Origin of the sequence: Agromyces tropicus (assembly GCF_039531345.1) — a bacterium.
In the GTDB taxonomy this organism is placed as follows: domain Bacteria; phylum Actinomycetota; class Actinomycetes; order Actinomycetales; family Microbacteriaceae; genus Agromyces; species Agromyces tropicus.
In genome coordinates this window covers 356,151-377,518 of the sequence record NZ_BAAAPW010000002.1, presented here as the reverse complement: position 1 = coordinate 377,518, position 21,368 = coordinate 356,151, and the positions used below count along the sequence as shown (strand labels likewise).

The 21,368-nt window shown below is 70.0% G+C and carries 22 protein-coding genes and 2 tRNA genes; 14 read left to right on the top strand and 10 right to left on the bottom strand.

Annotation, left to right across the window (positions count from 1 at the left end; all coding sequences use genetic code 11):
- The first annotated feature begins 88 nt into the window (after nucleotides 1-88).
- The 9 genes from ABD230_RS19120 to ABD230_RS07480 all read left to right on the top strand — a co-directional run bounded on the left by ABD230_RS19120 (nucleotide 89) and on the right by ABD230_RS07480 (nucleotide 7,245).
- Nucleotides 89-439, top strand: a complete 351-nt coding sequence (locus tag ABD230_RS19120; protein ID WP_425546201.1) for an ATP-binding protein — start codon at nucleotides 89-91, stop codon at nucleotides 437-439.
- On the top strand, nucleotides 421-2,067 hold the full coding sequence (locus ABD230_RS07515; RefSeq protein ID WP_425546200.1) for a DNA gyrase subunit B: 1,647 nt from the start codon (nucleotides 421-423) through the stop codon (nucleotides 2,065-2,067). The genes ABD230_RS19120 and ABD230_RS07515 overlap by 19 nt, the downstream gene beginning before the upstream one ends.
- Nucleotides 2,068-2,143: 76 nt before the next feature.
- Nucleotides 2,144-4,657 carry a DNA gyrase subunit A gene (gyrA, locus tag ABD230_RS07510; RefSeq protein WP_425546215.1) on the top strand — a complete coding sequence of 838 codons (2,514 nt, stop codon included), beginning with the start codon at nucleotides 2,144-2,146 and terminating at the stop codon, nucleotides 4,655-4,657.
- Nucleotides 4,658-4,662: 5 nt separating this feature from the next.
- Complete coding sequence (locus ABD230_RS07505) at nucleotides 4,663-5,067, top strand: DUF3566 domain-containing protein (protein ID WP_344371239.1); 405 nt, start codon at nucleotides 4,663-4,665, stop codon at nucleotides 5,065-5,067.
- Nucleotides 5,068-5,132: 65 nt separating this feature from the next.
- Nucleotides 5,133-5,206, top strand: a tRNA-Ile gene (locus tag ABD230_RS07500).
- Nucleotides 5,207-5,248: 42 nt separating this feature from the next.
- Nucleotides 5,249-5,321 (top strand) — tRNA-Ala (locus ABD230_RS07495).
- A gap of 103 nt (nucleotides 5,322-5,424) precedes the next feature.
- Nucleotides 5,425-5,940: a tetratricopeptide repeat protein gene (locus tag ABD230_RS07490; RefSeq protein WP_344371237.1), complete on the top strand. Its 516-nt coding sequence runs from the start codon at nucleotides 5,425-5,427 to the stop codon at nucleotides 5,938-5,940.
- Nucleotides 5,941-5,961: 21 nt separating this feature from the next.
- Nucleotides 5,962-6,789: a N5-glutamine methyltransferase family protein gene (locus ABD230_RS07485; RefSeq protein WP_344371234.1), complete on the top strand. Its 828-nt coding sequence runs from the start codon at nucleotides 5,962-5,964 to the stop codon at nucleotides 6,787-6,789.
- Between the two features lie 12 nt (nucleotides 6,790-6,801).
- Nucleotides 6,802-7,245 carry an NUDIX hydrolase gene (locus ABD230_RS07480; protein ID WP_344371232.1) on the top strand — a complete coding sequence of 148 codons (444 nt, stop codon included), beginning with the start codon at nucleotides 6,802-6,804 and terminating at the stop codon, nucleotides 7,243-7,245.
- Nucleotides 7,246-7,366: 121 nt separating this feature from the next.
- On the opposite strand, the gene ABD230_RS07475 is transcribed toward ABD230_RS07480, so the two are convergent.
- Together ABD230_RS07475 and ABD230_RS07470 are read right to left on the bottom strand one after the other, a co-directional pair.
- Entirely contained in the window at nucleotides 7,367-7,603 is a 237-nt protein-coding gene (locus ABD230_RS07475) for a hypothetical protein (protein WP_344371231.1), read from the bottom strand.
- A 549-nt stretch (nucleotides 7,604-8,152) separates the two neighbouring features.
- Nucleotides 8,153-8,686, bottom strand: a complete 534-nt coding sequence (locus tag ABD230_RS07470) for a hypothetical protein (RefSeq protein WP_344371230.1) — start codon at nucleotides 8,684-8,686, stop codon at nucleotides 8,153-8,155.
- A gap of 119 nt (nucleotides 8,687-8,805) precedes the next feature.
- Between ABD230_RS07470 and ABD230_RS07465 the strand changes: the two genes are divergently transcribed.
- Both ABD230_RS07465 and ABD230_RS07460 read left to right on the top strand, forming a co-directional pair.
- Nucleotides 8,806-9,345 (top strand): peptidylprolyl isomerase, encoded by a 540-nt coding sequence (locus ABD230_RS07465; protein ID WP_344371228.1) that lies wholly within the window; start codon nucleotides 8,806-8,808, stop codon nucleotides 9,343-9,345.
- 235 nt (nucleotides 9,346-9,580) lie between these two features.
- Nucleotides 9,581-10,210, top strand: a complete 630-nt coding sequence (locus tag ABD230_RS07460; RefSeq protein WP_344371226.1) for a rhomboid family intramembrane serine protease — start codon at nucleotides 9,581-9,583, stop codon at nucleotides 10,208-10,210.
- 323 nt (nucleotides 10,211-10,533) lie between these two features.
- Here the strand turns inward: ABD230_RS07460 and ABD230_RS07455 are convergent, their stop codons facing one another.
- Nucleotides 10,534-10,773, bottom strand: a complete 240-nt coding sequence (locus ABD230_RS07455) for a cell division protein CrgA (protein WP_344371225.1) — start codon at nucleotides 10,771-10,773, stop codon at nucleotides 10,534-10,536.
- Between the two features lie 71 nt (nucleotides 10,774-10,844).
- On the opposite strand from ABD230_RS07455, the gene ABD230_RS07450 reads away from it, so the two are divergent.
- Genes ABD230_RS07450 through ABD230_RS07440 form a run of 3 tightly spaced genes read left to right on the top strand, consistent with a single transcriptional unit; the run spans nucleotide 10,845 to nucleotide 12,456 of the window.
- A complete protein-coding gene (locus ABD230_RS07450) occupies nucleotides 10,845-11,660 on the top strand; it encodes a class E sortase (protein WP_344371224.1) in 816 nt (271 codons plus the stop codon).
- Nucleotides 11,657-11,821 (top strand): hypothetical protein, encoded by a 165-nt coding sequence (locus ABD230_RS07445; RefSeq protein ID WP_166548281.1) that lies wholly within the window; start codon nucleotides 11,657-11,659, stop codon nucleotides 11,819-11,821. The genes ABD230_RS07450 and ABD230_RS07445 overlap by 4 nt, the downstream gene beginning before the upstream one ends.
- On the top strand, nucleotides 11,818-12,456 hold the full coding sequence (locus ABD230_RS07440; RefSeq protein ID WP_344371220.1) for an anthranilate synthase component II: 639 nt from the start codon (nucleotides 11,818-11,820) through the stop codon (nucleotides 12,454-12,456). The genes ABD230_RS07445 and ABD230_RS07440 overlap by 4 nt, the downstream gene beginning before the upstream one ends.
- 33 nt (nucleotides 12,457-12,489) lie before the next feature.
- On the opposite strand, the gene pknB is transcribed toward ABD230_RS07440, so the two are convergent.
- The 7 genes from pknB to ABD230_RS07405 all read right to left on the bottom strand — a co-directional run bounded on the left by pknB (nucleotide 12,490) and on the right by ABD230_RS07405 (nucleotide 21,269).
- A complete protein-coding gene (gene pknB, locus ABD230_RS07435; protein ID WP_425546199.1) occupies nucleotides 12,490-14,184 on the bottom strand; it encodes a Stk1 family PASTA domain-containing Ser/Thr kinase in 1,695 nt (564 codons plus the stop codon).
- 34 nt (nucleotides 14,185-14,218) lie between these two features.
- Nucleotides 14,219-15,910: a serine/threonine-protein kinase gene (locus tag ABD230_RS07430; RefSeq protein ID WP_344371207.1), complete on the bottom strand. Its 1,692-nt coding sequence runs from the start codon at nucleotides 15,908-15,910 to the stop codon at nucleotides 14,219-14,221.
- A complete protein-coding gene (locus ABD230_RS07425; RefSeq protein WP_344371193.1) occupies nucleotides 15,907-17,361 on the bottom strand; it encodes a peptidoglycan D,D-transpeptidase FtsI family protein in 1,455 nt (484 codons plus the stop codon). Before ABD230_RS07425 ends, ABD230_RS07430 begins: the two co-directional genes overlap by 4 nt.
- Nucleotides 17,358-18,689, bottom strand: coding sequence for an FtsW/RodA/SpoVE family cell cycle protein (locus ABD230_RS07420; RefSeq protein ID WP_344371174.1), 1,332 nt, complete (start codon nucleotides 18,687-18,689; stop codon nucleotides 17,358-17,360). Before ABD230_RS07420 ends, ABD230_RS07425 begins: the two co-directional genes overlap by 4 nt.
- Nucleotides 18,690-18,750: 61 nt before the next feature.
- On the bottom strand, nucleotides 18,751-19,983 hold the full coding sequence (locus ABD230_RS07415) for a PP2C family protein-serine/threonine phosphatase (RefSeq protein WP_344371167.1): 1,233 nt from the start codon (nucleotides 19,981-19,983) through the stop codon (nucleotides 18,751-18,753).
- Nucleotides 19,984-19,986: 3 nt separating this feature from the next.
- Complete coding sequence (locus ABD230_RS07410; protein WP_344371161.1) at nucleotides 19,987-20,523, bottom strand: FHA domain-containing protein FhaB/FipA; 537 nt, start codon at nucleotides 20,521-20,523, stop codon at nucleotides 19,987-19,989.
- The gene (locus tag ABD230_RS07405; protein ID WP_344371151.1) at nucleotides 20,520-21,269 is read right to left on the bottom strand and encodes an FHA domain-containing protein; all 750 of its coding nucleotides are present in this window, start codon (nucleotides 21,267-21,269) and stop codon (nucleotides 20,520-20,522) included. The genes ABD230_RS07410 and ABD230_RS07405 overlap by 4 nt, the downstream gene beginning before the upstream one ends.
- Between the last annotated feature and the right edge of the window lie 99 nt (nucleotides 21,270-21,368).

The following is a 21,368-nucleotide window of genomic DNA, read 5'->3' as shown; positions in this document are numbered from 1 at the left end:
CGCAGATCGGCGCGGAGCGGTCGATCGGCAGCGGGGACTTGATAGGATCGAGAGTCGCCAGAACGACGGTTTGGAGCCCGATTCACCCATGACAGCGGAACCGACGAAGGCCCAGGGTGCGCCTGAATACGGCGCCGACGCGATCCAGGTTCTCGAGGGCCTCGAAGCGGTTCGGAAGCGCCCCGGCATGTACATCGGCTCGACCGGGCCGCGCGGGCTCCACCACCTGGTCTACGAGATCGTCGACAACTCGGTCGACGAGGCGCTCGCGGGCTACGCCGACGACATCGACGTGACGATCCTCCCCGACGGCGCCGTCCGGGTCACCGACGACGGCCGCGGCATCCCGGTCGACCGGCACCGCACCGAGGGGCGGTCGACGGTCGAGGTCGTCCACACGATCCTCCACGCCGGCGGCACGTGGGCGCCTCCGTCGTGAACGCCCTGTCGTCGCGGTTCGAGGTCGCGGTCAAGCGACAGGGCCACGTGTGGCGGCAGTCGTACACCGTCGGCGTTCCCGACGCGCCGCTCTCGAAGGACGAGTCGATCCCCGAGTCGGAGACCGGCACGACCACGACGTTCTGGCCGAGCACCGACATCTTCGAGACCGTCGACTTCGACTACGAGACGCTCCGCACCCGGTTCCAGCAGATGGCGTTCCTCAACAAGGGCCTGCGCATCACGCTGACCGACATGCGGGCCGGCCACGTCGAGATCGACCCCGACGACACCCCGACGACCGGCGCCATCACCATCCCCGTGCAGCGCACCGACACGTTCCTCTACGAGCGCGGCCTGGTCGACTACGTCGAGTACCTCAACAAGTCGAAGAAGGTCGAGCTCGTCAACGACGAGATCATCTCCTTCGAGGCGGAGGACACCGAGCGCCACATCGCGCTCGAGGTCGCGATGCAGTGGACGACCGCGTACACCGAGTCGGTCCACACCTACGCGAACACGATCAACACGCACGAGGGCGGCACCCACGAGGAGGGGTTCCGGGCGGCGCTCACGACGCTCGTCAACCGCTACGCGCGCGAGAAGGGCATCCTCAAGGAGAAGGACGACAACCTCTCCGGCGACGACGTGCGCGAGGGCCTCACCGCCGTCATCTCCGTCAAGCTCTCCGAGCCGCAGTTCGAGGGCCAGACGAAGACCAAGCTCGGCAACACCGAGGCGAAGTCGTTCGTGCAGCGCGTCGTCGGCGACCAGCTCGGCGACTGGTTCGACCGCAACCCCAACCAGGCCCGCGACATCATCCGGAAGGCGCAGCAGGCCGCCACCGCACGCATCGCGGCGCGGAAGGCCCGTGAGGCGACCCGCCGCAAGGGATTCCTCGAGACCAGCGGCATGCCCGGCAAGCTCAGCGACTGCACGAGCAAGGACCCGACGATCTCCGAGATCTTCCTCGTCGAGGGCGACTCGGCCGGCGGCTCCGCGAAGACAGGCCGCAACCCCGAGACCCAGGCGATCCTGCCGCTGCGCGGCAAGATCCTGAACGTCGAGAAGGCCCGCCTCGACCGCGCGCTCGGCAACGCCGAGATCCAGGCGATGATCACGGCGTTCGGCACGGGCATCGGCGAGGACTTCAACGCCGAGAAGGCCAGGTACCACAAGATCGTGCTCATGGCCGACGCCGACGTCGACGGCCAGCACATCACCACGCTGCTGCTCACCCTGCTGTTCCGCTACATGAGGCCCCTCATCGAGATGGGCTACGTGTACCTCGCGCAGCCGCCGCTGTATCGCATCAAGTGGTCCAACTCCGACCACGACTACGTCTACTCGGACCGGGAGCGCGACGCCGTGATCACCGACGGCCAGGCATCGGGCAAGCGTCTGCCGAAGGAGAACGGCGTCCAGCGGTACAAGGGCCTCGGCGAGATGAACCACCAGGAGCTGTGGGACACGACGATGAACCCCGAGTCCCGCACCCTGCTGCAGGTCACGATGGACGACGCGGCCGCGGCCGACGAGATCTTCTCGACCCTGATGGGCGACGACGTCGAGAGCCGCCGGGCATTCATCCAGAAGAACGCGAAGGACGTGCGTTTCCTTGACATCTGACACCATCGAGCCCGGCGCGGGCGGAGAGTCCTTCGGCGTGCACGGGCGCATCGACCAGGTCGACCTGCACCTCGAGATGCAGCGCTCGTACCTCGACTACGCGATGAGCGTCATCATCGGCCGCGCGCTGCCCGACGTGCGCGACGGCCTGAAGCCCGTGCACCGGCGCGTCATCTACACGATGTACGACGGCGGCTACCGCCCCGATCGCGCGTTCTCGAAGTGCACGCGCGTCATCGGCGACGTCATGGGCCAGTTCCACCCGCACGGCGACAGCGCAGTCTACGACTCGCTCGTCCGGCTCGTGCAGCCGTGGTCCCTGCGCTACCCGCTGGCGCTCGGCCAGGGCAACTTCGGGTCGCCGGGCAACGACGGCGCCGCCGCCCACCGGTACACGGAGACCAAGATGTCGCCGCTCGCCATGGAGATGGTGCGCGACATCGAGGAAGAGACCGTCGACTTCCAGGACAACTACGACGGCCGCACGCAGGAGCCGACGGTCCTGCCCAGCCGGTTCCCGAACCTCCTGGTGAACGGCTCGGTCGGCATCGCGGTCGGCATGGCCACGAACATCCCGCCGCACAACCTCCGCGAGGTCGCCGACGGGGCGCTGTGGGCGCTCGAGCACCCGGACGCCACGCGCGAGGAGCTGCAGGACGCGCTCATCCAGCGCATCAAGGGCCCGGACTTCCCGACGGGCGCGCAGATCCTCGGCGTCAAGGGCATCCACGACGCCTACCGCACGGGCCGCGGCTCGATCACGATGCGCTCCGTCGTCGAGGTCGAGGAGATCCAGGGCCGCACCTGCCTCGTGGTCACCGAGCTGCCGTACCAGGTCAACCCGGACAACCTCGCGATCAAGATCGCCGACCTCGTCAAGGACGGCAAGCTCGCCGGCATCGCCGACATCCGCGACGAGACCTCGGGCCGCACCGGCCAGCGCCTCGTGATCGTCCTGAAGCGCGACGCGGTCGCCAAGGTCGTGCTGAACAACCTGTACAAGCACACGCAGCTGCAGGAGAACTTCGGCGCGAACATGCTCGCGATCGTCGACGGCGTTCCCCGCACGCTCTCGATCGACGGCTTCATCTCGCACTGGGTCGACCACCAGGTCGAGGTCATCGTGCGGCGCACCGAGTACCGCCTCCGCAAGGCGGAGGAGCGCATGCACATCCTGCGCGCCTACCTCAAGGCGCTCGACGCGCTCGACGAGGTCATCGCGCTCATCCGCCGTTCGGCGACGGCCGAGGACGCGCGCGACGGCCTGATCGACCTGCTCGAGATCGACGAGCTCCAGGCCCGTGCCATCCTCGAGCTGCAGCTGCGCCGCCTCGCCGCCCTCGAGCGCCAGAAGATCATGGACGAGGCCGCCGAGCTCGAGCGCCAGATCGCCGACTTCCGCGACATCCTCGCCACGCCGGCGCGCCAGCGCGCGCTCATCTCCGCCGAGCTGCAGGAGATCGTCGACAAGTACGGCGACGAGCGCCGCACGCACATCATCCCCGGGTTCGACGGCGACATGTCCGTCGAGGACCTGATCCCCGAGGAGGAGATGGTCGTCACCGTCACGCGCGGCGGCTACATCAAGCGCACGCGCAGCGACAACTACCGCTCGCAGCACCGCGGCGGCAAGGGCGTGCGGGGCGCGCAGCTGCGCGCCGACGACGTCGTCGACCACTTCTTCGTCACGACGACGCACCACTGGCTCCTCTTCTTCACGAACATGGGCCGCGTGTACCGCGCGAAGGCGTACGAGATCCAGGAGGCCGGTCGCGACGCGAAGGGCCAGCACGTCGCGAACCTGCTCGAACTGCAGCCCGATGAGGAGATCGCCGAGATCCTCGACATCCGCGACTACGAGGTGGCGCGCTACCTCGTGCTCGCGACGCGCGAGGGACTGGTCAAGAAGACCGAGCTGACGGCGTACGACACCAACCGCTCCCGCGGGGTCATCGCCATCAACCTCCGCGACGGCGACGAGCTCGTGTCGGCGATGCTCGTCGACGAGCACGACGAGATCCTGCTCGTCTCGAGGAAGGGCATGTCGCTGCGGTTCGAGGCGACGGATGACGCGCTCCGCCCGATGGGACGGTCGACCTCGGGCGTGAAGGGCATGAGCTTCCGGCCCGGCGACGAGCTGCTGTCGGCATCCGTCGTCCCGCACTCCAACGGCGACGAGGAGGCCGCAGGCGGCCCCGACGTGACCGGCCAGAAGCACAGTCCGGCGAACGTCTACGTGTTCGTCGTGACCGAGGGCGGGTACGCCAAGCGCACCCGGATCGAGGAGTACCGCAAGCAGCAGCGCGGCGGCCTCGGCATCAAGGTGGCCAAGTTGAGCGACGACCGCGGCGACCTCGTCGGCGCGCTGACCGTCGCCCGGGAGGACGAGGTCCTCGTGGTTCTTGCCAGCGGCAAGGTGGTACGCTCTGACGTCGCCGAGGTCCCGGCCAAGGGCAGGGACACGATGGGCGTCGTGTTCGCGAAGTTCGTCGCGGACGATCGCATCATCGCGATCGCGAAGAATTCCGAGCGGAACCTGGTGGAAGAGGCCGCAGAGTCCGATGCGGCTGAGACCGCGGGAGAGGAGTGACCGTCATGAGCAGCGTCGCCGAGAAACTGGCCGGGAAGTCGAACAAGAAGCCCCCGGCCAAGCAGGTGCGACTGCGCCTGGTCTACATCGACTTCTGGTCGGCCGTGAAGCTGTCCTTCCTCGTGGCGGTCTGCCTCTCGGTCGTGAACATCGTGGCGTCGTTCCTGGTGTTCACCATCGTGCAGTCGACCGGCCTGTTCGAGAACCTGAACAGCCTCGTGCAGGACGTCGCGGGCGCCGGCACCGACCTCCGGTCGATCCTGTCGATCGGCAACGTCATGGGCTTCGCCGTCGTCGTGTCGCTGCTGAACCTCGTCGTGACGACCGCGCTCGGCGCCGTCGTGGCGGTGCTCTACAACCTCAGCGTGAAGATCACCGGCGGCATCCTGGTCGGCTTCACCAACAACTGACGCCGGACTTCGGCTCGATTCGGATATTCGCCACCCTTCGGGTAGTGTTTCCTTCGGCCGAATTCGGGGCTATAGCTCAGGCGGTTAGAGCGCTTCGCTGATAACGAAGAGGTCCGAGGTTCAAGTCCTCGTAGCCCCACTCCGATAACTCCACAAGCGGGTGCCCGAGGCGCCCGACCAGGGGGCCTTAGCTCAGTTGGTAGAGCGCCTGCTTTGCAAGCAGGATGTCAGGAGTTCGATTCTCCTAGGCTCCACTCCGATCGCCCTCCGACGCCCCGTCTCCGACGGGGCGTTCGCGTCTCCACCGACATCCGCAACCCGGTCCCCGGTCGGCGAGGGCTTGCTACGGTCGTCGTCATGCGTGCGCAACTGACCCCCGAGCTCGAGGATGCGATCCGCGCCGGCTACGACCGCCGCGACCGATCGGACATGGCGCCGACGATCGCATACTTCGAGGACCTCCTGGCGCGGAACCCCGAGCACCCGGTGCTCACCTACGAGGTGGCCGGCGCCTACGACACCGCCGGCGAGGAGGCGGCCGCGCGTGAGCACTACGAACGCGCGCTCGCCCTCGGACTCGAGGGCGACGCGCGTCGACGGTGCCTCTGCCAGTACGCGAGCACCCTGCGCTGGCTGGGGGAACTCGACGCGTCGCGCGAGGTGCTCGAGCAGGCGCGCCGGGAGTATCCCGGGTCCGACGCCGTGCGGGTCTTCTCGTCGCTCACGCACCTCGACGCGGGTGCGTCGGATGCGGCGGTCGCGGAGCTGCTCGGCATCGTGACCGACCACGCCGAGGTCACCGACCTCGGTCGATGGGCGGAGGGGCTGCGGGGGCTCGCGGGCTGGCTCGCCGACGGACGTCCCGAGGACTGAGCGCTGCGCCAGACTGGGGGAGTGGACCCGACCGATGTGCCGCTCGACGACGTCGTCGCCCGGTTGCGCGCCTCGGGGAGCGTGTTCGCCGAGGATGAGGCTGCGATCCTCGTGCGCGCAGCGGCGGATGCCGGCGAGCTCGAGTCGCTCGTCTCCCGTCGCGTCGCGGGCGCGCCGCTCGAGCCGCTCGTCGGTCGCGTCCGGTTCGGCCGGCTCGACCTGGAGGTCGGACCGGGCGTCTTCGTGCCACGGCAGCGCAGCCGGCGCCTGGCGCACCTCGCGGTGCGGCGGATGCGACAGCGCGTCGGCGGGGAAGGGTCGTCGCCCGCGCCCGTGATGCTGGAGCCCTACTGCGGCGTCGCGCCGCTCGCGGCGACCGTCGCGGCGTCCGTCCCGCGCGCGGAGGTGCACGCGGCCGACGTGGACGCGGCGGCGCTCGCGTACGCCCGTCGCAACCTCCCCGAGGGCGCAGGCGTGCACGTCGCCGACGGACTCGCCGGACTCCCGTCTCGCCTGCGCGGCCGGATCGACGTGATCGCCGCCGTTCCGCCGTACGTGCCCGGGGCCGAACTGGAGCTGATGCCGCGCGAGGCGCGCGAGTTCGAGCCCGCGGCCGCCCTCGTCGGCGGCGGCGCCGACGGACTGGACCACGTGCGCCGGATCGTGCGCGACGCCGGTTCGTGGACGGCGCCGGGCGGATCGGTGCTCGTCGAACTGCACGCCGCGCAGCTCGTCGTCGCGGCGCGCGCGGCGCGCCCCGCGGGGTGGACGGTCCGGATCCATCCCCCGTCGGCGTCGCGGACCGGGGTGCTCGAGCTCGTCGCCGGGTCGGAGCCCATCGCCGGGTAATACAGTGGCGGAATGGACATCCGCATCGCCGCGTACGGAGTCATCATCCGCGACGGCGAGATCCTGCTCTCCCACTGGAACGAGCACGGACGATCCGCCTGGACGCTGCCGGGCGGCGGTATCGAGGGAGCGGAGCATCCGCTCGAGGCGGCGCGCCGCGAGATCCGGGAGGAGACCGGCTACGACGCCGAGATCGATCGCCTGCTCGGCATCGACACGATGATCGTGCCGGCAGCGAAGCGCCACCACGGTTCGGCGCCGCTGTACGCGATGCGCATCGTGTACCGGGCCCACGTCGTCGGGGGCCGCTTGGAGAACGAGGTCGGCGGTTCGAGCGACGAGGCCCGCTGGTTCCCGCTCGGCGAGGTGGACTCGCTCACCCGCGTGAGCCTGCTGGACATCGCGCTCCGCATGAACGCGGAGGAACCTGCCGACGGAGCCGTGCGGCGCGGCTGATCCCATCGCCGCGCCCTCGGCGAGGTGCCGCGCAGCGCGTCACGACCCGGAAACGGCCGACGGCCCTGTCCGAGACCGGACAGGGCCGTCGTGATCGGGACGGACGCGACGCTCATGCTGATCAGAGCGTCCTGGCCACGAGGGCGAGCGTGGTGAAGTTCGCCTCGCGGAGGCGGTCCGCCTCGCGGGTGAGGCGTGCGGTGCGATCGAGCTCGGTGCGAGCCCTTCGCTCCTCGGCGGCGCGGCTCCAGGCGAGCAGCGCGAGCCCGGCACGGCGCGCGAGGCGCTCCTGCAGGCGGCCGGCGTCGGCCGCGGCCTGTTGCGCGGTCGAACGGGTGGCGGTCAGTGAGGTGTTCACGGTGACTTCCTTCATCGGATGGTGGACGGATGGCGCGCGCGGATGCGACACGCCGGGAGGTGACGTACATGACGGGCTCCCGTGCCGTCGCGCGCGCCGTTCGTCGCCCGTTCGACGGGCGTGAAGGGGTGCGCACACGGTGGTGGGAGAGGTCGGCGAGCCCGGTGATCGCGCGACGTCGGAGACGTCGGTCAGGCGATCGGGAGCCGATGCGACGGCGGGCGGCTCGCGGGGCGAGCGGTCGTCGTCAGGCGGAGGGCCGTGCGGTCAGCGCGTGGCGCGGACTCAGCAGGCCGCGAACGGGGCGCCGAGGAAGGCGACCTCCGTCCGGACGGAAGCGTGGATTCGCTGCATCATCATCGTGGTCTCGCCTCCTCTCCGTGTGCCGTGTGTGGCGGGCCGAGTCACGACCATAGCGCTGTTCACTCCTGACGCGCAAGAGGATTCCGCGAATTCCGTCGGGAATCAGTGCGGGCACTGAGCGGGCGATGCTCGGAGACGGCGACGGCCCCCACCCGGTGCGGGTGGGGGCCGTGGTGAAACCGTGGGTCAGATGACCGGCGAAGGCGACGACGTCGAGGACGACGACGAGGTGCCGTCGGACTCCTCGTCGGCCACCCAGAGCTCGTCGTCGGCCCGGAACGTCTGCCAGACCGCGTACGCGACACCGGCCGCGGCGACGATCCCGGCACCGATGGCGAGGTAGGTGCCCACGCCGGGGCCCTTCTTCTCGGGCACGGCGCTCGGCGCCACGCGCTGCAGCGCCCGACGCACCCGGGTGTCGTTGGCGATGTCGCCGATCGACAGGATCGAGCCGAGCGCCGAGCCGAGCGTGCGCTCGACCTGGTCGCCGGCACTCCTCGCGAACACGCGCGCCTGGTCGACGCCCGGCCGGACGTAGCTCTCGTAGCCCGTGCGCACCCGCGGAACGACCTCCTCGCGGGTGAGCAGGTTGAGCTGGCGGCTCGCCTCGCGGGCCACGTCCCTCGACGTGTCGAGGACGTCTCGCTGGTTCCCCCACAGTTCCCCTGCACTGCTGCGCAGCCGCTTGAGTTCCTTCCGGCGCTTGCGTGACAGGCTCATCTCGACCTCCATCTTGTGCAGCGAACTCCTCCATCCTGCCACCGAACCGGCTGGATGTGGGGTGGGAAGGGCGGGGGTTGCGCCCATCGTGCCGAATCCCGCATGAGAGAATCGTCGGTATGCCGAATCCCACCGCAGTCGCGACGATCACCACGAATCACGGCGACATCAAGGTCGACCTCTACGGGAACCACGCGCCCAAGACGGTCGAGAACTTCGTCGGCCTCGCGACGGGGCGGATCGAGTGGACCCACCCGGGCACCGGGCAGACCACGACCGACCCGCTCTACGACGGCGTCGTCTTCCACCGCATCATCCCCGGCTTCATGATCCAGGGCGGTGACCCGCTCGGTCAGGGCGTCGGCGGACCCGGGTACCGCTTCGACGACGAGATCCACCCCGAGCTCGACTTCACCGAGCCCTACGTCCTCGCGATGGCCAACGCCGGCATCCAGGGCGGCCGCGGCACCAACGGCTCGCAGTTCTTCATCACGGTCGGCCCGACGACGTGGCTGCAGGGCAAGCACTCCATCTTCGGCAAGGTGACGGATGCCGCCAGCAAGGCCGTCGTCGACAAGCTGGCGTCGGTCCCGACCGACGGTCGCGACCGTCCGCTCGACGACGTCGTGATCGAGAAGATCACCGTCGAGCAGGTCTGAGCACGACCCGGTGAGCGACCAGGCGACGCAGGCGAGCACCTGCTATCGGCACCCCGATCGGCAGAGCTTCGTGCTGTGCCAGCGTTGCGGTCGCACCATCTGCGGTGAATGCCAGACGCCGGCCCCGGTCGGCGTCATCTGCCCGGAGTGCATGCGCGAGCAGCGTGCTTCCGCGCCGCGCACCCGTCCCGCCGTCCTGACGCGCGCCCGCGCGGCGGCGGGACGCGGTGCGCCCGTGGTGACGTATTCCATCATCGGCATCACGGTCGCCGTCTACCTGCTCCAGCTCATCCCGGGCCTCGCGGTGACGGACCGCCTGCTCTATGCGGGCGTGTACTCGCTGCCGTTCAACTTCGAGCCGTGGCGCATGATCACGTCGATGTTCGTCCACTCGACGGGCCTGATCTTCCACATCCTGCTCAACATGTACACGCTGTGGATCTTCGGCCAGCTGCTCGAGAACGTGCTCGGTCGCTGGCGGTTCCTCGCGCTGTACCTCATCTCGGGCCTCGCCGGCTCGGTCGCCGTGCTCTGGCTGTCCGATCCGCGCAGCGGCGTCGTCGGCGCGTCCGGTGCGATCTTCGGCCTCATGGGCGCATTCCTCGTGATCCAGCGCCGACTCGGCGGCAACGCGACGCAACTGCTGATCCTCGTCGGCATCAACCTCGTGATCGGCTTCGTGCCGGGCTTCAACATCGCGTGGCAGGCCCACCTGGGCGGCCTCGTCGCGGGCGGCCTCATCGGGCTGATCTACGTCGAGACGCGCAAGCGCGACCAGCGCGTGCTCCAGTTCGTGCTGCTCGGTGCGCTCGTCGTGCTGCTGATCGTGCTGAGCCTGCGGTACTTCCTCTTCCCGCCCTTCTAGGCGGATCGCGACCGGCAGGCGAGCGGCGCGTCGGGCACGCCGGCTCCGCCCCTTCCGGCGACCCCGTGTGCCTGCGGCGACACCTCCCGGCCCGGTCACTGTGGGCGGACGACGAAGGTTATCCACAACGCTGTCCACAGTTGGGGAGAGTTACACGGGTGTGATTCTTCACATCGTCCGGAATTCCGCGCTTTCCATGTCTCCACAGGGTGTGGAGAGTGTGGACAACCCTGTGGATGATGTGGATAACCCTGTGCAGAGATGACGGAAGCGGGGCGGATGCCGCAGCATCCGCCCCGCTTCGAGAGGTGTTCGGGCCGGCGTCAGCGCCAGCGTGTGGTCATGAGGAAGCCGACGAAGGCGATGCCGAAGCCGACCAGGATGTTCCAGGAGCCGAGCGCCGGCACGGGCAGCGCACCCTGGCTCACGTAGAAGACGATGATCCAGATCAGGCCGAGCAGCATGAAGCCGAACATGACCGGCTTGAACCAGACGGGATTCGGCGCGTCCTCGCCGCTCGGCTGCTCCGCGCGCGCGGGCTTCGAAGATTTCGTGCGTGCCATGCGGGAGATTCTAGTGCACCGGCCTGCGTCCGCGAGCCGCGGGGGCGACCGGCGGCCCTAGACTCGCGGATGTGGCTGGCGAGGCGGGGACGACGCTCGACGGAGCGGCGAGTCCCGGGCCGGTGCGGCGCGTGTCGGTCGTCGGGGTGCTCGGCGAGGTGCTCCTCACCGCCGGCGCGCTCGTGCTGCTGTTCCTCGGCTGGCAGCTCTGGTGGAACGACGCGATCGCCGACGCGCAGCAGTCGGCCGCGGCATCCGACCTCTCGGCCGAGTGGCAGGAGCAGGCACGCGCCGATCCCGACCGGGGCGCTGTGAGCGACGAGCCCGCCGACGCGGGATCGAACGACGACGACGGCGCCGGGTCCGTCCTCGTCGACGAGACGGTGCCCGAATACGGGGAGGCGTTCGCCGTGATGTACGTCCCGCGCTTCGGGGACGGCTCGCAGCGCCGGATCGCCGAGGGCACGGGGCTCGACGTGCTGAACAGCACCGAGACCGGCGTCGGCCACTACGAGGGCACCCAGATGCCCGGCGCGGTCGGCAACTTCGCGATCGCGTCGCACCGCAGCGCGTACGGCGGAGGCATGCACGAGATCGACCTCCTGCGGCTCGGCGACGGCATCTTCATCCAGACGCCCGCAGGGTGGTACACGTACCGGTTCCGCGACCGCGAGTACGTCACGCCCACAACCACGGGCGTGCTCGCCCCGGTGCCCCACCATCCGGATGCGGCCCCATCGGACCGCATCATCACGCTCACGAGCTGCAACCCGCTGTACTCGACCGCTGAGCGCATCGTGGCGTACGGCGTGCTCGAGTCGTGGCGACCCGCCTCCGACGGACCGCCCGACGAGATCGCGACGGCCGTCGCCGACTGGGGGCGATGAGCGTGTACGCGGCGTTGTGGCGTATCCTGCCGGGACCGGTCTGGTTCCGCGTCATCCTCGTGCTGGCGATCCTCGCCGGCGTGATCTTCGTCCTGTTCACCTGGGTGTTCCCGTGGGTGGACGGGATCGTGAACCCAATCGACGTCACGGTGGAGCAATGACCCGGATCCTCGTCATCGACAACTACGACAGCTTCGTCTACACCCTCAACGGGTACCTGCAGGAGCTCGGCGCCGAGACCGAGGTCGTGCGCAACGACGACATCCCGGTCGACGAGGTCGCCGAGCGCATCGCGCAGTACGACGCCGTCCTGATCTCGCCCGGGCCGGGCAAGCCCGCCGATGCGGGCGTCTCGATCCCCGTGGTCGAGGCCGCGGTGGCCTCCGGCCAGCCGCTGCTCGGCGTCTGCCTCGGCCACCAGGCCATCGCGGAGGCGTTCGGCGCGGTCGTGACGAACGCCGAGGAGCTCATGCACGGCAAGACGTCGAAGGTCGTGCACGACGACAGCCCGTTCTACGACGGCGTGCCCCAGCACTTCACCGCCACCCGGTACCACTCGCTCGCCGTGGTCGACGGCACCGTGCCGGACGACCTCGTCGTCACGAGCCGCACGGAGGGCGGGGTCATCATGGGCCTCCGGCACGCCACGGCGCCGATCCTCGGGGTGCAGTTCCACCCCGAGTCGGTGCTCACCGAGGGCGGCTACCGGATGCTCGGCAACTGGCTCGCACTGGCCGGCCTTCCCGAGGCGAAGGAGCGCGCGACCTCGCTGAACCCGCTCGTCCGGGCCAGCTAGGCCCGCCCGCCGTCGCGGCGTCGCCGCTCGGCGTCAGCCGGCGCAGTAGACGAGCTCGACCTCGGACTTCTGCGGCACGTCGCCCGGTGCCAGCGACTGCCGGATGACCGGGGAGCCGGGCTGCGACGGGCAACTGCCGTCGGGCGTCGGCACCGGCGTGAGCTGGAGCGACGACGTGCCGAGGTAGTCGGACGCGGCCTGCAGCGACTGCCCCGTGAGGTCCGGCAGCGTCACGTTGCCCGACGAGATGACGAAGTTCACGGTGCTGCCCGTCTCGACCGAGGACCCCGGCTCCGGGTCGGTCGACATCACGGTGCCGCCGGACACGGTCGGCGAGTTCTGTCGCGTCTCGGTGCCCGGCGAGAGGCCCGCGTCCGTGATCGAGGTCTTCGCCGCATCCAGCTGCATGTTGACGACGTCGGGGACCTTCACGGCCTCGCGACCCGTCGACACGAACACGCTGATGGGCGTGCCCGTGTTCACGATCTCGCCCGCCTCCGGATCGGTGCGGATGACCTCGCCGGCGGCGACCGTGTCGCTCACCTCGTCCATCCGCGTCGGCGGCAGCGTGAGGGCCTGCAGCTCGTTCGCCGCCTCCTCCCACGTTGAGCCGGTCAGGTTCGGGACCTCGCGCGCGTTGGACGGCAGGTCGTCGGTCGGCTGCAGGTTGAACGCCCAGTACATGACCGCGACCACGATCATGATGACCGCGATGATGCCCGACCAGATCCAGATCGCCGGAGGGCGACGCTGCGTGCGCGTCATCGTGTCGTCCTCGGTGAGTTGCCGCAGGGCGAGCTCGGAGGTCGAGAGGGCGCCGGTCGGGGTGCCGAAGAACAGGGCGGTCTCGTCGACGGTGCGCTGCGTGGGCACCCGGCCGGATGCCGCGGTCTCGACGTCGGCGCGGAACTCGGCCGCCGTCTGGTACCGGGCGGTGCGGTCCTTCGCGAGCGCGTGCATCACCACGGCGTCGAGCGCGGGCGACACCTTCGGGTTGATCACGCTCGGCTTGACCGGTCGCTCGCTCACGTGCTGGTACGCGACGGCGACGGGCGTGTCGCCGCGGAACGGCGGCCGGCCCGTGAGGAGTTCGAACAGCACCACGCCCGTGCTGTAGAGGTCGGTGCGGGCGTCGACGGTCTCGCCCTTCGCCTGCTCGGGCGAGAAGTACGACGCCGTGCCGAGGATCGCGGTCGTCTGCGCCACCGTCGTGGCCGAGTCGGAGACCGCGCGCGCGATCCCGAAGTCCATGACCTTCACCTGACCGCCGGTGGTGATCATGATGTTGCCGGGCTTGATGTCGCGATGCACGACGCCGGCGCGGTGCGAGTACTCGAGCGCGGTCAGCACCCCATCGATGACGCGCGCCGCCGCGGCCGGCTCGAGCGGGCCCTCGTGGATGATGTCCTTCAGCAGCCGCCCGTCGACGTACTCCATGATGATGAAGGGGAGCTGGACCTCCTGGCCCGCGTTGTCGACGACCGTCTCCTCGCCGGCGTCGAAGACGCGGACGATGGTCGGGTGCGCCATCCGTGCGGCCGACTGCGCCTCCTGCCGGAACCGCATGCGGAAGGTCGGGTCGGTCGCGAGCTGCGGCTTCAGCAGCTTGATCGCGACCTGGCGCCCGAGCCGGGAGTCGGTGCCGACGTGCACGTCGGACATGCCACCGCGCCCGATGAGCGCACCCACGCGGTACCGACCCGCGAGCATGCGACCTTCATCGTTCACGGTGCCTCCGATCGTGTAGGGCTCGTCCGGGGAGTCAGGGCTGGACCGTCACCGGCGCGGCCGGCGAGAACGGCGAGTCGAGCTGGCCGCAGAAGTACCGGTAGGTGACCTCGAACGACTGGCTGCCGGCCTGCACGTTCACGCTCGTGGTGCCGGCGCCCACCGGGCTCGGTGCCGTCGCGTCGTTCGTCACCGCGACCTCGTAGCCGCTCAGCTGCTGGCCCGACGGGCACGACGCGGCCGGCCAGCTCACCTGCACGATGCCGCCCGATGCGACATCCGCCGGGTTCACCGTGGGCGGGTTCGACGGCGCGCTCGGGCTCTCGGGCTGGCCGAGGTAGGTGACGGTGATCGTGGAGCCGAGCGGGACGGGCCCGGTCGGGTTCACGTCCGACACGGTGTTCGCCTCGTCCGGCGTCGTCGCGGGCGCGCCCTCCTGGGTGTCGACCACGAATCCCATCGCCGTGAGCTCGGCGCGCACGTCGTCGACGCTCCGGCCGAGGTACGCGTCGCGGTCGACCTGGGCGGTCGTCGGCGCCTCGGTCGTGGGCTCGGGCGGCGGCGCGCTGCTCGTGGTCGGTGGCGCGCTCGTCGTCGTCGGCGGTGCGGAGCTCGTGCTCGGCGCGGGCGAGTTGCCCCCGTTCAGCGCGAGTGCGATCAGCGTGCCGATGAGGACGAGCGCGAGCAGGATGATCAGGATGATCAGCGGCCACGTCCACGGGCTGCGCTTGCGCTCCTGCTCCTCGTCCTCCTCGCCCTCGGGCACGCCCGCGGCGCCGGCGGCGCCGGCGGCCAGCACCGTCGTGGCGGCGGTCGGCGCGCCCGCCTGCGGCATGAGCATCGTGGCGGCCGTCGCGCCGGCGGCGACGCCGAGCACGGCGGGAACGGCGGCGGCCGCAGCCTGCACGTCGCCGCGGCGCAGGGCCGTGGCGGCTCGTGCCAGGTGCGCGGCGGTCTGCGGCCGGTCGGCCGGGTTCTTCGCGATGCACGAGTAGACGAGGTTCCGCACGGGCTCGGACACCGTGACCGGCAGGTCGGGCGGCGTCTCGTTGATCTGGGCCATCGCGATCGCGACCTGCGACTCGCCCGTGAACGGGCGACGGCCGGCGAGGCACTCGTACGCGACGATGCCCAGCGAGTAGATGTCGGTCGTCGGCGACGCGGGGTGGCCGGACGCCTGCTCGGGCGAGAGGTACTGGACCGTGCCCATCACCTGGCCGGTCGCCGTCAGCGGCACCTGGTCGGCGATGCGCGCGATGCCGAAGTCGGTGATCTTCACGCGGCCGTCCGGCGTGATGAGCAGGTTGCCCGGCTTGATGTCGCGGTGCACGAGGCCCGCGGCGTGCGCGGCCTGGAGCGCACTCGCGGTCTGCGCGACGATGTCGAGCACCTTGTCGGTCGAGAGCACGTGCTCGCGCTCCAGGATCGTCGACAGGGCCTCGCCGGGCACGAGCTCCATGACGAGGTAGGCGCTGCCCTCCTCTTCGCCGTAGTCGAAGACGTTGGCGATGCCCTCGTGGTTCACGAGTGCGGCGTGGCGCGCCTCGGCGCGGAAGCGCTCGAGGAATCCGGGGTCGCCGAGGTACTCGTCCTTGAGGATCTTGAGCGCCACCTGGCGTCCGATCACCAGGTCGGTCGCCTGCCAGACCTCGCCCATGCCGCCGATGGCGATACGGGACTGCAGCTCGTATCGTCCTCCGAAGGTGAGCCCAGCACTCGGTCTCATTTGTTCAGCACCGCCTCTAGTACCTGTTTCGCCAAGGGCGCGGCGAGCAGATTGCCGTACCCCTCCTGACCAAGCCCTCCGCCGTCTTCCACGAGTACCGTGATCGCATACTGAGGGTCGTCGGCGGGGGCAAAACCGGTGAACCACAAGGTGTAGGGATCGTCCTCGCCGTTCTCCGCTGTACCCGTCTTACCGGCCACGCTGACGCCGTCTATTGTTGCATTACTCGCGGCACCGTCATTGACGTTGTTGACCATCATCTCGGTCATCGTCCGGGCCGTCGACTCGCTGATCGCGCGTCCGAACTGCGTGCCCTCGAACTCCTCGATGGGACGGAAGTCGGGTGCGGTGATCGACTCGACGAGGTCGGGGTCCATCACGATGCCGCCGTTCGCGATCGCGGCCGAGACCATGGCCATCTGCATGGGGGTCGCGCGCACGTCGCCCTGCCCGAAGCCGCTGAGCGCGGTCTGCGGCGCGTTCGGGTTGGCCGGGTAGGTGCTCGTCTCGGTGGGGTTGGGGATCGTGAAGTCGGAGTTGAAGCCGAACTTCTCGGCCTGGGCGCGGATGGCGTCGTCGCCGAGCTCCAGCGCGAGTTCGGCGAACGGGATGTTGCACGAGAGCCGCAGGGCGGTCGCGAGCGTGACCTCCGACCCGCCGCCGCAGGAGCCGCCCGAGGAGTTGCGCACGATCGAGCTCGACTCCGGCAGCGTGAACTCCGCGGGGTTCGGGAAGGTGGAGTCCGGCGTGTACTGGCCGGATTCCAGCGCCGCGGCCGTCATCACGAGCTTGAAGACCGAGCCGGGCGGGTTCATGTCGCCGCCCGTCGCACGGTTGTACAGCGGGTCCGACGGGTCGTCGAGCAGGGTCTGGTACGTCTCCTCGACCTCCTCGCCGTTGTGCACCGCGAGCGTGTTGGGGTCGTAGGTGGGCTTGGTGACCATCGCGATGATCCGGCCCGTCTTCGGCTGCGTGACGATGATCGCGCCGGTGTAGTCGCCGAGGGCGTCCCACGCGGCCTGCTGCGCGACGGGGTCGATCGTGACCTCGACCGAGGCGCCCATCGGGTCCTGGCCCGAGATCAGCCGGTTCAGCGAGTCGAAGAACTGCGACTCGCTGCGGCCGCTGAGCACGTCGTTCAGCGAGCCCTCGAGTCCGGTGGGCTCGCCGTTGACCGGGATGAAGCCGGTGATCGGCGCGTACAGCGGGCCGTTGGAGTAGATGCGCTGGAACTTGTAGTCGTCGTCCGACGCCTCGGAGAAGGCGATCGGCTCGCCGCCGACGAGGATCGGCCCGCGCTCGACCGAGTAGCTCTCGTAGAGCGTGCGCGCGTTGCGCGGGTCGGAGGCGAGGGCATCCGCCTGCACGTACTGGATGATCGTCGACGCCACGAACAGCGTGAGGAACATGAGGAGGGCGACGATCGTCACCCGCTTGAGCTCGCGGTTCATCCGTCGATCACCAGCCTCGGGTGGTTCCGGACCGTGTCGGAGAGCCGGAGCAGGAGCGCGACGATGATCCAGTTGGCCACGAGGGAGGAACCGCCAGCCGCGAGGAACGGCGTCGTCAGGCCCGTGAGGGGGATGACGCGCATGACGCCCCCGACGACGATGAACACCTGGAGCGCGACCACGAACGCGAGGCCGACGCCGAGCAGCTTGCCGAAGTCGTCCTGCCCGGCGAAGCCGATGCGGAAGCCGCGGGCGACGAACAGCACGTACAGGGCGAAGATCGCGAACAGGCCGGCCAGCCCGAGCTCCTCGCCGAGGCTCGCGATGATGTAGTCGGACTGCGGCACGGGCGTGAGGTCCGGTCGTCCCTCGCCGAGGCCGGTGCCGATCAACCCGCCGTTCGCGAGGCCGAACAGGCCCTGGACCAGCTGGAACGAGCCGCCCGCCGCGTCGTAGACGTCGGCGGCGAAGGGGTCGAGCCAGTTCCGGAAGCGGCCGTTGACGTAGTCGAGGGTCTGGCTCGCGATGATCGCGCCGGCGAAGAACAGGCTGAGTCCGAGGACCACCCACGACAGCCGGCTGGTCGCGACGTAGAGCATGACGAGGAACAGGCCGAAGTAGAGGAGGGCGGTTCCGAGGTCGCGCTGGAACACGATGACGGCCATCGACAGGGCCCACACGACGAGGAGCGGACCGAGGTCGCGCGCCCGCGGGAACCGCATGCCGAGGAACGTGCGGCCGACCATGGACAGGGAGTCCCGGTTGCGCACGAGGTAGCCGGCGAAGAACACCGCGAGGGCGATCTTCGCGATCTCGCCGGGCTGGAAGGTGACCACGTCACCGATCCCGATCCACACCCGGGCGCCGCTCACCTCGCGGCCGATGCCGGGCACGAGCGGCAGCAGCAGCAGCACGATGGCGATCAGGCCGGAGAGGTAGGTGTACCGGAAGAGGACGCGGTGGTTGCGGATGAGCAGGATCGTCGCGAGCGCCGCGGCGATCGCGATCGCGCTCCACACGATCTGGCGGACCGCGGCGCTGTCCCAGCCCGCGTCGCCGTAGGCGATGTCGATGCGGTAGATCATCGCGATCCCGAGGCCGTTCAGGACCGTCGCGACCGGCAGCAGGAACGGGTCGGCATCGCGCGCGACGAACCGCATCGCGATGTGCAGGCCGAACACGAGCACGGACAGGCCCGCGCCGAGCAGGATCAGCTGGGTGTCGACGCGGCCCAGCGCGCCGAGCTGCACGAGCACGATCGCGCCGGCGTTGATGACGCACGCCGCGAGCAGCAGCCCGAGCTCGAGGTTGCGCAGCTTCTGCGGCATGCGGATCCGCCGCACGCTGCCGGTAGCGGGAGCGCGGTCCGGTGCGCGCGTCGCGCTTCGGTCAGTCAACGGACTCCTCCAATCGGTTCACGATGCGGAAGGCCTCGTCGAGCGTGCCGGCGGTGATCGTCTGCTCCACGCGCTGCTGGTCGTAGACCTTCAGGTCGGCGATGTCGACGGTGGTCTCGGAGTGCAGTCGGTGCAGCGAGATCGGCCCGAGGTCCTGCTGGATGCCCTGGTAGATCGCGACGCGGCCGTTGTACTCGCCGACGTAGTACCGCGTCTGCGTCCACTGGTAGCCGAGCACTGAGACCGTCGCGATCGCGCCGACGACCAGCGCGATCCAGACGCCCCACATCACGCGCCGGCGTCGCCGACGCCGCTCGTCCTCCTCGATCAGCTCGTCGAAGTACTCCTCCGAGTCCGGCTCGAAGTGCGTCTCCTGGACCGGGTGCGGACGGAACGGCGTGAGGCGGATGCCGGGGCGGCGCACGGGCTCCGGCGCGGTGCCGAACGCGAGCGGCGCGGCCGCCGATCCCACGATGAGCGGCGGGGTCTCCGGGGCCGGCGGGTCCCCGATGTCGACGACGACGACGGTGACGTTGTCGGGCGCGCCGCCGTCGAGCGAGGCCTTCACGAGCCGGTCCGCGACCTGCTTGGCGCCCGCGTCGCTCGAGAGCATCTCGTGGATCTCGTCGAACGGCACCACGCCCGAGAGGCCGTCGGAGCAGATCATCCAGCGGTCGCCCGGGTGGGTGTCGATGACGAGCGTGTCGATCTCGGGAGACGCCTCGACGTCGCCGAGGACGCGCATCAGCACCGAGCGCCGCGGGTGGACCATGGCCTCCTCGGCCGTGATGCGGCCGGCGTCGACGAGGCGCTGCACGAACGTGTGGTCGGTCGAGACCTGGCTGAGTTCACCGCCGCGGAGCAGGTACACCCGGGAGTCGCCGATGTGGGCGAGGATGACGCGGCCCTGCTGCACGAGCATGGCGCTCGCCGTCGTGCCCATGCCGGTGAGCTCCGAGTGCTCGGCGACCGTCTCCTCGAGCGTGCGGTTGGCGGCGAGCAGGGCCGACTCGAGGGCGGATGCCGCGTCGGCCGACGAGGCGTACTCGTCATCGGCCTCGGCGATCCGGCGTGTCGCGATCGCGCTCGCGACGTCGCCGCCGGCGTGGCCGCCCATGCCGTCGGCCACGAGGAACAGCCGCCGACCCGCGTAGCCGGAGTCCTGGTTGTTCGACCGGACCCGGCCGACGTGCGAGACCGCCGCGCTCGCCTTGACGCTCGCCATGGGCTACCGCCGCAGCTCGAACGTCGTCGCTCCGACCTTGACGGTGGCTCCGAGCGGGATGGGCGTCGGCACGGTGACTCGGGAGCCGTTGAGGAACGTGCCGTTCGTGGAGTCGAGGTCCTGGATCATCCAGCGACCGTTCCACAGCATGAGACGGGCGTGGTGGGTGGAGGTGTAGTCGTCGCGGATGATGATCGCCGAGTCGCTGGACCGGCCGATCGTGATCTCGTCGCGCCCGAGCGGGAACTCGGCGCCGGACTTCGCGCCCGACGTGATGACGAGGCGCGACGCGTTCTCGGTGGTCGCGTCGTCGCCGTCGCCGCCGGACGGGGCGGGGCGGGAGACCGCGGCAGTGGGCGCGGTCGGACCGGCGGCGGGCGCGGGGGCCGGAGCCGGTGCGGCAGCCGCGGCCTCGGGCTGGAGCTTGCGCACCCGCTGGCCGAACAGGTCGCTCCGCAGCGCGTACACGATCGCGAAGACGAACACCCACAGCAGCAGCAGGAAGCCGAGCTGGAGGACGAGCAGCGTCAGTTCACTCATCGATCCGGCCCCCAGGATCCGCCGTCGTCACGGCGCTGGGCGGCCGGGTCCGCGCGTCGGGACGCGGACGTGTCGTTCGGGTCGGCTTGGGCGAGCACGCGGAACACGATACGCGAGCGCCCGATGGTGATCACGGAATCCGGCTCGAGCACCGACTCCGTGACCGGGGAGCCGTCGAGCTCGGTGCCGTTCGTGGAGCCGAGGTCGCGCAGCCGGGCGCGCTGGCCGTCCCACTGCACCTCGGCGTGCCGGCGGGAGGCGCCGGAGTCGTCGAGCGTGACGTCGGCCTCGCTGCCGCGGCCGATGACGGTGCGACCCTTCAGGAGCGGGAACCGCCGGCCGTCGACGTCGAGCACCGGGGTCCAGGCCACGCGGCCCTTCACGTTGTGCGAGTCGACCTGCACCATGCCCTCGGAGAGTCCGGCATCGGCGTGCAGCCCGATCTGGATCCCGCCCGCGAACTGGAAGTGCTGGCTCGCGGCGTGCTTCTGGACGATGTCGACCAGTTCGTCGATGAGCGCCGGCCCCAGCGTGCTCATGCGCTGGTGGTCGGCGGGCGACATCCGCACGGTGAAGCGGTTCGGCACGAGCACGCGGTCGCGCGAGACGACCGCCGCCTTGGTGTCGATCTCGCGCTTGAGCGCCGCGGTGATCTCGACCGGCTGCAGCCCGGAGCGGAAGGTCTTCGCGAACGCGCCGTTCACGACGCGTTCGAGACCCTTCTCGAAGTTGTCCAGTAGGCCCACAGGTCTCCCGTCCGGTGCGTTTTTCGACTCACATGCTAACCGCAGCCCGGCCGAACCCGCCCGGGCGAACGTGGAACGATGCCGTTCCGAGAGGTTCCC

Bases quoted from the DNA above. Each gene is read 5' to 3' on its own strand.
- ABD230_RS07505 (WP_344371239.1), top strand. From the start codon at position 4,663: ATGAGCAGCGTCGCCGAGAAACTGGCCGGGAAGTCGAACAAGAAGCCC.
- ABD230_RS07490 (WP_344371237.1), top strand. From the start codon at position 5,425: ATGCGTGCGCAACTGACCCCCGAGCTCGAGGATGCGATCCGCGCCGGC.
- ABD230_RS07480 (WP_344371232.1), top strand. From the start codon at position 6,802: ATGGACATCCGCATCGCCGCGTACGGAGTCATCATCCGCGACGGCGAG.
- ABD230_RS07415 (WP_344371167.1), bottom strand. From the start codon at position 19,983: ATGGCGAGCGTCAAGGCGAGCGCGGCGGTCTCGCACGTCGGCCGGGTC.
- ABD230_RS07440 (WP_344371220.1), top strand. From the start codon at position 11,818: ATGACCCGGATCCTCGTCATCGACAACTACGACAGCTTCGTCTACACC.
- ABD230_RS07470 (WP_344371230.1), bottom strand. From the start codon at position 8,686: ATGAGCCTGTCACGCAAGCGCCGGAAGGAACTCAAGCGGCTGCGCAGC.
- ABD230_RS07420 (WP_344371174.1), bottom strand. From the start codon at position 18,689: ATGCCGCAGAAGCTGCGCAACCTCGAGCTCGGGCTGCTGCTCGCGGCG.
- ABD230_RS07445 (WP_166548281.1), top strand. From the start codon at position 11,657: ATGAGCGTGTACGCGGCGTTGTGGCGTATCCTGCCGGGACCGGTCTGG.
- gyrA (WP_425546215.1), top strand. From the start codon at position 2,144: ATGCAGCGCTCGTACCTCGACTACGCGATGAGCGTCATCATCGGCCGC.
- ABD230_RS07410 (WP_344371161.1), bottom strand. From the start codon at position 20,523: ATGAGTGAACTGACGCTGCTCGTCCTCCAGCTCGGCTTCCTGCTGCTG.
- ABD230_RS07430 (WP_344371207.1), bottom strand. From the start codon at position 15,910: ATGAGACCGAGTGCTGGGCTCACCTTCGGAGGACGATACGAGCTGCAG.
- ABD230_RS07465 (WP_344371228.1), top strand. From the start codon at position 8,806: ATGCCGAATCCCACCGCAGTCGCGACGATCACCACGAATCACGGCGAC.
- ABD230_RS07455 (WP_344371225.1), bottom strand. From the start codon at position 10,773: ATGGCACGCACGAAATCTTCGAAGCCCGCGCGCGCGGAGCAGCCGAGC.
- ABD230_RS07425 (WP_344371193.1), bottom strand. From the start codon at position 17,361: ATGAACCGCGAGCTCAAGCGGGTGACGATCGTCGCCCTCCTCATGTTC.
- ABD230_RS19120 (WP_425546201.1), top strand. From the start codon at position 89: ATGACAGCGGAACCGACGAAGGCCCAGGGTGCGCCTGAATACGGCGCC.